The sequence below is a fragment of the Sphingomonas sp. UV9 genome, assembly GCF_004101245.1.
Taxonomy (GTDB): domain Bacteria; phylum Pseudomonadota; class Alphaproteobacteria; order Sphingomonadales; family Sphingomonadaceae; genus Sphingomonas.
Genome location: NZ_SCIN01000002.1, coordinates 1,254,739 through 1,264,845, shown reverse-complemented (window position 1 = coordinate 1,264,845; position 10,107 = coordinate 1,254,739). Strand labels below are relative to the sequence as shown.

Sequence of the window (10,107 nt, the reverse complement as noted above, 5' to 3'; positions counted from 1 at the left end):
GCAAGCCGCCGCCCACATGTCCCTTCATCTTAACCTACAATGTCAAAGAGCCGACAAAAATACCGACACTCGCATAACCTCCCTCTCGGAAAGCTTGGAGCATCTGGTTTTTTGCGACCGTAGCAACCAAACCCTGGGGTCGTTCGCTGCGGTGACACCCCTCTAGGGCCAGCTCACCACACCGTCAAATGCTTTTTTACAGTTTCAGGTCACTTTTTGGATTTTTGGAGCCGGCACGCCCTCCTGCCCTTCTAGCGGGGGTGGAGACGGGCAAGCGCAATACCGGCCAGGTTTTGCGCCCGGCCGATATGACGAATGCGAACGGCCTCGAACCCGCGGGCAAGTTCGGCGAACTTCGAGCGATGGGCTTCAAGCGTAATAGTGCGACAGCGTGCCGTGCCGTTTGCCTGGGTCACGACTAGGGTCGAGTCCCCCAGCAGGACGATGTCGCGTTCGCCATATTGCGCTGCGACTTCCAGCGCTTGAATTGCCGCCATCCACTCCGCGTCGCTGTTCGTGCCGTCGCCATGGTCGTGCCGGTAATAGGTCACGCCCTTAAGGACGACAGCGCATTCGATCGGGCCCGGATTCGGGCGACAACCACCGTCGAAGAACAGCTTGGTGCGCAAGCGATGCGGCATCACGATTTGGTCGACGACCGCTTGCGCGATGCCAATGCCGCGCTGGTCACGAGCAGGCCGATGCCTGTCATCGTCGCCCCGCGCCGCACCGCACGTAGTCCGCCCAGCGCCAGCAGCGACGCGGGAAGGCTGCCGTCGGCACCGGCTATGTGCGCGAGTGCGAGCCGCCCTGCCCCGCCGGATGGCGATGGGGGTGGCGGTGCAACCGGCGGCGTTTCGATCGCGACGGTATCCGCGACGGTCGCGCCACGATCGCCCAACGGTTGCGCCGCGCCGGTCGTGGTATCGTGCTCGGTCTGGTGTTCGAGTTCGGAATTGAGTTCGGCGCCGAGCAGGAAGACATAGGCCGACAGCCAGAGCCACGTGAGCAACACGATAACCGCGCTCAACGATCCGTAGGTCGCGCCGTAATTGCCGAAGCGCGACACATACACGCCGAAGCCGATCGTTGCCGCCAGCCAGATCAGCGTCGCCGCAAGCGATCCAGGGGTGAGCCACATCCATTTCGCCGTGTGACGGTTGGGGCCGAACCGGTACAGGCACGCCGCCGCGGTCACGCCCAAGGCCGCGAGCACCGCATAGCTGACCAGCCGAATTGCGACGAGCAGGAGGTCGGGTGCGTTCGGGATCAGTCCGTCGAGCAAGGCAAACGCCGCCGTCGACAGCGCGGCTACCAACGCCATCACCACCGCACCGCCGGTGATGGCGAAGGCGAGCAAATTGAGCGCGATAAATCCGCGAGTCTCGCGCTGCTCATAAGCGACGTTGAGCGCGGTGACGATCGACGAGGCCCCCTTCGTGCCGCCATATAGCGCGATGCCCAGCGCGATCACGAGACCGAAGCCCTTCTTGCCCTCCGACGTGCCCACCACGGTGGTGAGCTGATCACCAATCAACCGCGCGGCATCGTCGGGCAGGACGTGGAACAGCGCGCGGATATTGGCCACGACGGTCGCAGTGTCGGCAACGAGGCCGTAGATCAGCACGATCGACGCGAGCAACGGCACGATCGCCGCGAACCCGTAGAACGCAGTACCCGCCGCGATGAGGCCGATATTATCCTCGCCCGCCTCGGTCCAAGTCCGCTTGAGAACCTTCCACCATTCCCGGGCGGACATCGACCACGGGCTGGTGGCCTGATGTTCGCCCTGTGATTCACCCTTGCTCAGCGTCTTGCCCCTTGGTCCCGGTTTATGCCGGCCCAACGCTGCAAGCGCGCAAACGTGCCGTCAGAGCTGCCGCAACGCCTGCGCCGGACGCGCACCGAGGATCGGCCACGCGCCGATCAACCCGATCGCCATCGTCAGCCCCGCCCCGCCAACCAGCGTCGCCGCAACCAGTGCATAGTCCGGCAGCCATTGGAAGCTGAACAGCTGCGTGACGACATACCACGCGCCGCCGAGCCCAAGCGCCAGCGCGAGGACCGACAGCACGATGCTCAGAAACGCATATTCGAGCGCCTGGACCGCGAGCACCTGGCGCCGCGTCGCACCGAGCGTTCGCAGGATCACGCCGTCATAGGTACGCGCCTCGCGTGCGGCGGCGATCGCGCCGATCAGCACGGCGATACCGGCGAGGATCGCGACCGACGCCGCCGCCGTGATCGCGGTCGCCATCTGCGAGACGATCGCGCGGACCTGCCCCAGCACGCCGCGGACCTCGATCACCGACACCGATGGAAAGCGGGGCAGCAACGCGCGCATCACCATCGACTCCTCGCCTGGCGCGAGGTCGATCGTCGCCGCCAGGTTATGCGGCGCATCCTCGATCGCATTGGGCGAGAAGACCATCACGAAGTTGAAGCCGAGCGTATCCCAGCTGATCCGCCGGAACGACGCGATCCGCGCGGTCCGTTCGACACCGAGCAGGCTGTAGCTGAGCGGATCGCCGATCTTGAGGTCGAGCACCTTCGCCAGACGCTCGTCGATCGAGACGAGCGGTGGCCCGCGATAATCCCGCGGCCACCAGCGACCGGCGGTCAGTTCGCTGCCCTCGGGCAAGGTCGCGGAATATGTGAGGCCGCGTTCGCCGCGCAACGCCCAGGCACCTTCGGGCAGCGTCTTCAGCTCGGCGACCCGCGTCGTCCCGTAGCCGGTGATCGTGCCGCGCATCGCCGGTACGGTCCGGATCACCGGATGGATCGCGATGCCTTCGACGGTGCGACGGAAATCGGCTTCGCGATCGGGCGGGACGTCGAGTGCGAACAAGGCCGGGGCACGCTGTGGTACGGTGCGCTCGATATTCGCGTCGATGCTCGTGCGGATCGCTGCCAGCAGGACGAACAGGGTCAGTCCCAGCCCCAGCGCGACGACCAGCGTACCGGTCCGCGCGCCGGGGCGGTGGAGGCCAGCGATGGCCAATCGGAGCAGCGGGCGCCGCGACCGGGGCAACAGCGCGGCGCCCCGCCGGACCGCCCATCCGAACACGGCTAGAAGTGCCAGCACGCCGGCCACCGCCGCCAGGAATCCGGCGCTCAGCGCGGGTTGTTCGGCGGTCACCAACGCGAGCGCGACGATCGCCACGCCGGCGCCGAGCACCCAAGGCAGGGTCTTGCGCAGCGGCACGCGACGTTCATCCGGCACGCCGCGCAACAGCCCGGCCGCGGGAATGCGGCCGGCCTCGATCAGCGGGGGCGCGGTAAAGGCCAAGGCGATCAGCATGCCGTACGCCGCGGCAAGCGCCAACGGTGCGACCTGGACCGTGAAGCGCGGCGCAACCGGCAGCACGTCACCCGCCAGCCACACGATCAGCGGCACGGTGAGAACGCCCGCGACGAGGCCAGCGGCAATCCCGATCGCCGCGACGACCGCCACCTGCAGCACGTAGATCCGGGCGATGATCCCCGACGTGGCGCCGAGCACCTTCAACGCGGCGATGCTGCCGCGGCGCGCGGTGAGATAGGAGGAGACGCCGTTGCCGACACCGATCCCTGCGATGACCAAGGCGGAAAGGCCGACGAGCAGCAGGAACTGGCCCATCCGGTCGACGAAGCGCTCGGCACCGGGCGCGGCGCGATCGCGCGTCTTGGTCTCCCATCCGCCGGTCGCGAACGCCGCCTTGAAGCGGTCGACGGCGGTTTTCGGCGAGAAACCTTCGGGGAGGCGGACGCGATATTTGCTTTCGTACAGGCTACCCGGCTGGACCAGCCCGGTCCGCGCGATGCCGGCGAGCGAGACGATCGCCACCGGGCCGAGCGTGAACCCTTCGCCCAGCCGGTCCGGCTCACCCGTGACGATGCCGCCGACCGTGAAGGTCGCGGTGCCGAGCTTCAATTGCGCGCCGCGCGCGATCCCGAGGCGATCGGCCAGCGCCGGGACGATCAGGACGGTGTTCGCATCGAGCGCCTTTACCGTATCGCCGCGCAGGGCCAGCGTGCCGTACAACGGATAGGCGCGATCGACGCCCTTGAGTTCGATCGGGACGCTGTTGGTGCCGCGCACCGCCATCGCCTGCATCCGCACGGTTTCGGAGACGGTCCCGAGCCGCGCCATCACGGTGCGCTCAGCGGAAGTCGCGGCGCGCTGCGAGGCGGCGAATTCGACGTCGCCGCCGAGGATCGCGCTACCGCGAGAGGCCAGTTCGGTGTCGATCGCCCGGGTCAGGCTGCCGATCGCGGCGAGCGCACCGACGCCGAGGAACAGGCAGGCAAGCAGCAGCCGCAGTCCGCGAAACCGCAGGTCGAGTTCGCGCCGCGCAAGTCGCCACGCCAGCCGCCAGTCGTTCACCGCAACCGGTCCGCGACGATCCGGCCATCGCCAAGCTCGACGATCCTGTCGCAGCGTGCCGCGAGGACGGGGTCGTGCGTGATCACGATCAGCGTCGCACCGGTGGCGGCGCGACGATCGAACAGCAGGTCCATGATCGAGGCCCCGGTCGTCGCATCGAGATTGCCGGTCGGTTCGTCGGCAAACACGATATCCGGCCTCGGCCCCAGCGCGCGCGCGATCGCCACGCGCTGCTGTTCGCCGCCCGACAATTGCGTGGGGTAGTGGCCGATGCGGTGCGAGAGGCCGACCGCGTCCAGTTCGGCCTCGGCGCGCGCGAACGCATCCGCCATGCCCGCCAGCTCCATCGGCACCGCGACATTCTCCAGCGCGGTCATCGTCGGCAACAGGTGGAAGGCCTGAAGCACGATTCCGATCCGCCCGCGCCGCGCCCGCGCCAGAGCATCCTCGTCGAGCGTCCCGAAATCCAGGCCGGCGACCTCCACACGTCCCCCGCTCGCCTGTTCGAGCCCGGACAGGATCGCCATCAGCGACGACTTGCCCGATCCCGACGGCCCAAGCAGCGCGACGCTGGTGCCGCGGGCGATGTCGAGATCGATGCCCTTGAGGATCGTCGTCGCAGCGGTGGCGGCGCCGAGTGTCAGCGTGACATCGCGCGCCGAGATCACCATATCGGCGGAAGCAGGTTCGGACATGGAGACCAATATCTTGGAGAAACAGATGCGACGCTGGCCTCTTTATGGGGGCGGACTGGCGCTTCTCCAAGCCGCGCTGTTGAGCGCGTGCGACCGGGCAGCGGAGGCCCCTGCCCCGGCAGCCACCACGAATGCGGTTGCGCCGGTGGCGGACGCTCCCGCGCCGAGCGGACCCGAGCGCCTGATCCTGGCTTTTGGCGACAGTCTCTACGCGGGCTATGGCCTCGACCGCGGGCAGAGTCTGCCGGACGCGGTACAGGCTCGATTGCGGCGCGACGGGATCAACGCGACGATCGTCAACGCGGGAGTCTCGGGCGATACGAGCGCGGCGGGGCGGCAACGGTTCGCATTCGCGCTCGACAATATGGCGCGCAAGCCGGATCTCGTGCTGATCGGACTCGGTGGTAACGATGTCCTGCGGCAGATATCGCCGGCCGAAACGCGCACGAACATGACCGCGATGCTCGACGAGGCGAAGCGTCGCGACATCCCGGTGATGCTGACGGGTATGATGGCACCGCCCAATCTCGGACCGGACTTCACATCGCAATTCAACGCGATATGGCCAGATCTTGCCAAGCGCTATGATGCGACCCTGTACCCGTTCATTCTCGACGGGGTGATCGGCAATGCGCAGTTGATGCAGGCCGACCATGTCCATCCCAATCGAACCGGCGTGAATACGATCGCGACCCGGGTCGCGCCGATCGTCGAGAGTGCTTTGAAAAAGTCCGAATGATCGGAAACACTTGGCGGACAGCTGCGCGGTCGGATCGCAAGCGGCGGGCGGGGCCATCGTTGGATCGCTCCGTTTCGTCGCATCCGGTGGCTCGCATTCCCCCTTTCGCGAGGCGCGCGGTTGGTGCAACGCGGACTTGGGGAATATAGACGGCTAGAGTAAACAGGGCGATGCAATGCAGTTAAGCGGTTTGATCGCACGACTTGGTCGACATCTTGACCTGACCGATGCGGAGCGCGAGGCGATCACGCGAGCCGAGCGCGGCGAGCGGCGACTGAAAGCCGGCGACATCCTGATGGCGGAAGGCGGCGAGAGCCATGCGCTGTACGTCGTGCGCCAGGGATGGCTGCATTCATCGACCAAGTTGATCACCAGCGGCCGGCAGATCCTGCGGTTCCATTATGCCGGCGACCTGATCGGCACGTCGAGCATGGCCTGGTCGCAGGCGGCGGCAACGCTGACCGCGATCTCGGATTGCTGGGTGATCGAGCTGCCGAAGACCGAACTCGGGCTGTTATTCCGCGCGCAACCGCGGATCGCCGGGCTGCTGTACGCGATCGCCGCCGCCGAGAACGTCGCGATGAGCGACCGATTGACGACGATCGGGCGGATGGGGGCGAGCGAGCGCCTGTCGACGCTGCTGCTCGACATCATGGCGAGACTGCGCGTGACGGCGGGTGGGATCGTCGACTCGTTCGACCTGCCGCTGACGCAGACCGATATCGGCGATGCGCTGGGGCTGACCAAGGTGCACGTCAATCGGACCATCCGGGCGCTGGAAAAGTCCGGCGTGATCGAGCGGACCGGGCGGCGGGTGCGGATCGTCGACGAGGCGGCGCTGGTCGCGGCGACCGGCTTTACCGATAGGTACGGCGAGATCGAGACGGCGTGGCTGCCGCCCGCCGCGTGACTCCCGCCTGACCCTCCCCCGCCAGGGGGAGGATGGTATCAAGCTCAGGTGCGGTCAACGACGAACAGCGTGACGCGGTCGTACTTGATGTCGCCAGGGTTGAAGATCGCGTCGGGGACGAACGGGCGATCGATCACCTCGATATCCTTCAGCCCAGCGAGCTTGAACGTGCCGAGCTTGATCTCCTTGGGCGGCTGACCGTCGCGCTCCAGCGTGATCGCGTCGACGAAGACGTCGTCGTGCTTCGTGTAAAGGATATGCGGCGCCAGCGTGCAGACCATCCGGTTATAGGTCGCGGTGATGCACTGGCGCAGCGCGATCGCCTGTAACAGCAGCGCGTTCGCATTGGACGGGGCGGACTGATCTGGGGTCGAGGTCATGTTGTGCATCGCAGCATAAGTTAGGGGAAGCGGTGCCGTTAGGCCGAACGCGCCACGCGCGACAAGGCCTAACTTGACCCCGTGGCCGGTTTAGGCTGCGGCTTCGACCTCGTCGGTATGGACGTCGAAGCCGACCAGGCGCGCCGGACCGAAGCTGGTGGTGAGCGCGGTATCAGTGGCATCGCGGCCCCGCGCCATCAGGATCCGTCCGATCCGCGGGCGATTGTGCCGCGCATCGAGCGTATGCCACGTGCCGCTCAGATACACGTCGAACCAGGCGGAGAAATCCATCGGCGCATCGACCGGCGGGATGCCGATGTCGCCGAGGTACCCGGTGCAATAGCGCGCCGGGATGTTCATGCACCGGCACAGCGTTATGGCGAGGTGCGCGAAATCGCGGCACACGCCCTGGCGCTCCTGATAGACGTCCCACGCGGTCTTGGTCGAGCGGGCGAAATGATAGCCGAACTCGACATGATCGTGCGCGAAGTCGACGATGGCCTGCACGCGCTGCCAGCCGGCGGGGACGTGGCCGAACAGCGACCAGGCGGTCTCGGACAGGCGATCGGTCTCGCAATAGCGACTGCCGAGCAGGAAGATGAGGACGTCGTCGGGCAGATCCTCGACCGCGTGCTGCACCGCATCTGGGGAAACGGAGTCGGGCAGGCCGCTATCCTCGATCGTGAAGTCGCACGACAGCGTCAGGCCACCCTTGGGGACGGTGAACCGCGAGCAGACATTGCCGAACGCATCGAGATAATCATAGGTCGGCACGTCGGGATCGGCGGCGAGCCGGTGCGACGTGACGAGGTCCTTGTTGCGCGAGGGGTGCAGGCTCAGCATCGCCATCATCGGCGTCGCGACGTCGGTTTCGAAACGAATGTCATAGCCGGCTCGGATCAGCATCGATGTCCCCCTTGGATGCCTGGTGTCACGCAGTGTGCGATGATTGATGGTCGTTGGCCTTCCTCTCGGCATCCTCGTCGACGGTGATGTCGACCGACACGCTCATGTCGAGGAAGCTGCCGGGAAAGCCGCTCCAGGTGCCGGAGACGGGCACCGCCTGATAGATATCGCGCGCGACGGCGACGCGGACGAGGCCACGATTGCCGACGATGCCGTTGGTCGGATCGAACTCGACCCAGCCCGAGCCGGGCAGGTACACACGCACCCAGGCATGCGTGTTGCCGCCGCCGGTGCGATGCTCTCGACGTGTAGGATTGTAGACATAGCCCGACACAAACCGCGCCGCGAAGCCGAGCGCGCGGACCGCCTCGATCATCAGCATCGCATAATCGCGGCACGTACCCTTGCGCCGGGCGAGCGTCTCGATTGGCGTCTGCGTACCCTTTTCGGGACGCTGGACATAGGTGAACTCGCGCTTGATCGCGGCGGTCATGTCGGACAGCATCGCCAGCGTATCGGTCTTTGCGCCGGTGCCGACGAAGCGCCGCGCCCAGCTGTCGATCTCGCGCTGCGGATCATGATGCTGGCGCTCGATGGAGCGCAGCAGGTCGGGCATTTCCTCCGACGAATAGGTGAAGGGATATTGCCGCGCATAGCGCTCGATATCGACCCGCTGCAGTTCCCCCGGCCTATGATCGAGGCGCACACTGCTATCGATTACCAGCTCCTTCGCGCGCTTGGCGAAGGTAGCGATGGCGACCGAATTGCCGAACACATCGTGCAGCCAGCGGACGTCGGAAGGCTCGGGGCTGATCGTCAGCGTGGCGTCGATCAGGCGCTGGTCGTGGCTTTCGCGCGGCCGGACCATGATCCGGTGCTCGCCGAACGCAACCGGTTGGCGATACGAGTATTTGGTTACATGAGAGAGCGTTAGAGATGGCATCGAGGATCCACGTCGCATGAACAACACTGCCAGCCAAACGCTGCTTGGGACCGAAGATGCCGCACCGGTCTTTGTGGTCAACCCAGAAGGTGCGTCATCGTTCCTGCTGATCGGCGATCACGCCGGAAATGCGGTGCCGAAGCGCTTGAACGCACTCGGATTGACCGACGCCGACCTCTCGCGGCACATAGGCTGGGACATCGGCATCGGCGAGCTCGGCACGATTCTGGCAGAGCGGCTCGACGCGGTGTTCGTCCGCCAGACCTATTCGCGGCTGGTGATCGACTGCAATCGCAGCCCGAGCCAGCCCGACGTGATCGCCGAGACGAGCGACGGGACGACGGTGCCGGGCAATGCCGGGATCGGAGAGGCCGACCGCGCGGCACGGTTCGCCGAGATCCACGGGCCATACCAGGCTGCGATCGCGGCGGAGATCGCACGGCGCGATGCGGCGGGGATGACGACGGTGCTGGTCGCGCTGCACAGCTTCACGCCGGCGATGAAGGGCGCGCTGCGCGATCAGGCGCGGCCCTGGCATATCGGCATCCTGCACGACGGCGGCGACACCGCGTTCGCGCATGCGCTGCTCGACGTGTTGCGCGACGAAGCAGATCTGGTGGTGGGCGACAACGAACCGTACCGGATGGACCTGATCGACTATACGATCCCCCGCCATGCCTACCCGCAACGCCAGCTCTACGCCGAGATCGAAGTCCGGCAGGATCTGCTCGAATCGAGCGAGGGATGTGCGGCGTGGGCCGAGCGCTTGGCGCGGGTGCTGCCTGCGGCGCTGAACTTGATCTAGCAGGACCCGATTTAATCCCCGCCCGCCCCTAATCCTGCCGGCGACCAGAGATATGACCACGCCCTCTTTCTGAAATTCGAACCTGATGCAGTCCACGCCCTCGCCCCCGGCGCCCGACCAGATCCCGATCCCGGCGCAGGAGCGGTACAAGGCCCTGTTCGAGGCGATCGACGCCGGGTTCTGCATCATCCAAATGATCTTTGACGAGCATGAGACGGCAGTCGACTACCGCTTCGTCGAGGTGAATCCGCAGTTCGAGCAGCAGACCGGGCTGCTCGACGCCGTCGGCCGTACCGCGCGCGACCTCGTGCCCGACCTCGAGCAATTCTGGTTCGAGACATACGGCAAGGTTGCCCTGACCGG

10 protein-coding genes and 1 pseudogene are annotated in these 10,107 nt (G+C 66.2%); 4 read left to right on the top strand and 7 right to left on the bottom strand.

Annotated elements, in window-relative coordinates:
- Positions 1-251 precede the first annotated feature (251 nt).
- The 4 genes from EQZ23_RS12330 to EQZ23_RS12315 all read right to left on the bottom strand — a co-directional run bounded on the left by EQZ23_RS12330 (position 252) and on the right by EQZ23_RS12315 (position 5,061).
- Complete coding sequence (locus EQZ23_RS12330; RefSeq protein WP_346427822.1) at positions 252-629, bottom strand: reverse transcriptase-like protein; 378 nt, start codon at positions 627-629, stop codon at positions 252-254.
- 11 nt (positions 630-640) lie between these two features.
- Positions 641-1,759, bottom strand: coding sequence for a YihY/virulence factor BrkB family protein (locus EQZ23_RS12325; protein ID WP_128454649.1), 1,119 nt, complete (start codon positions 1,757-1,759; stop codon positions 641-643).
- A gap of 111 nt (positions 1,760-1,870) precedes the next feature.
- Positions 1,871-4,366 (bottom strand): FtsX-like permease family protein, encoded by a 2,496-nt coding sequence (locus tag EQZ23_RS12320; protein ID WP_206364227.1) that lies wholly within the window; start codon positions 4,364-4,366, stop codon positions 1,871-1,873.
- On the bottom strand, positions 4,363-5,061 hold the full coding sequence (locus tag EQZ23_RS12315) for an ATP-binding cassette domain-containing protein (protein WP_128454772.1): 699 nt from the start codon (positions 5,059-5,061) through the stop codon (positions 4,363-4,365). The genes EQZ23_RS12320 and EQZ23_RS12315 overlap by 4 nt, the downstream gene beginning before the upstream one ends.
- A 25-nt stretch (positions 5,062-5,086) precedes the next feature.
- Here EQZ23_RS12315 and EQZ23_RS12310 point away from each other — a divergent pair, with 25 nt between their 5' ends.
- Both EQZ23_RS12310 and EQZ23_RS12305 read left to right on the top strand, forming a co-directional pair.
- Positions 5,087-5,800 carry an arylesterase gene (locus tag EQZ23_RS12310; RefSeq protein ID WP_128454648.1) on the top strand — a complete coding sequence of 238 codons (714 nt, stop codon included), beginning with the start codon at positions 5,087-5,089 and terminating at the stop codon, positions 5,798-5,800.
- 175 nt (positions 5,801-5,975) lie between these two features.
- Positions 5,976-6,710, top strand: a complete 735-nt coding sequence (locus EQZ23_RS12305; protein WP_128454647.1) for a Crp/Fnr family transcriptional regulator — start codon at positions 5,976-5,978, stop codon at positions 6,708-6,710.
- Between the two features lie 44 nt (positions 6,711-6,754).
- On the opposite strand, the gene EQZ23_RS12300 is transcribed toward EQZ23_RS12305, so the two are convergent.
- The 3 genes from EQZ23_RS12300 to EQZ23_RS12290 all read right to left on the bottom strand — a co-directional run bounded on the left by EQZ23_RS12300 (position 6,755) and on the right by EQZ23_RS12290 (position 8,939).
- Positions 6,755-7,090, bottom strand: a complete 336-nt coding sequence (locus EQZ23_RS12300) for a hypothetical protein (protein ID WP_128454646.1) — start codon at positions 7,088-7,090, stop codon at positions 6,755-6,757.
- A gap of 90 nt (positions 7,091-7,180) precedes the next feature.
- The gene (locus EQZ23_RS12295; RefSeq protein ID WP_128454645.1) at positions 7,181-7,996 is read right to left on the bottom strand and encodes a transglutaminase family protein; all 816 of its coding nucleotides are present in this window, start codon (positions 7,994-7,996) and stop codon (positions 7,181-7,183) included.
- 25 nt (positions 7,997-8,021) lie between these two features.
- Positions 8,022-8,939, bottom strand: a complete 918-nt coding sequence (locus EQZ23_RS12290; protein WP_128454644.1) for a transglutaminase family protein — start codon at positions 8,937-8,939, stop codon at positions 8,022-8,024.
- 16 nt (positions 8,940-8,955) lie between these two features.
- Between EQZ23_RS12290 and EQZ23_RS12285 the strand changes: the two genes are divergently transcribed.
- Both EQZ23_RS12285 and EQZ23_RS20475 read left to right on the top strand, forming a co-directional pair.
- Positions 8,956-9,744 (top strand): N-formylglutamate amidohydrolase, encoded by a 789-nt coding sequence (locus tag EQZ23_RS12285; protein WP_128454643.1) that lies wholly within the window; start codon positions 8,956-8,958, stop codon positions 9,742-9,744.
- An 85-nt stretch (positions 9,745-9,829) separates the two neighbouring features.
- Positions 9,830-10,060 (top strand): annotated as a pseudogene (locus EQZ23_RS20475) (PAS domain-containing protein); the annotation flags it as partial.
- Positions 10,061-10,107: the final 47 nt, after the last annotated feature.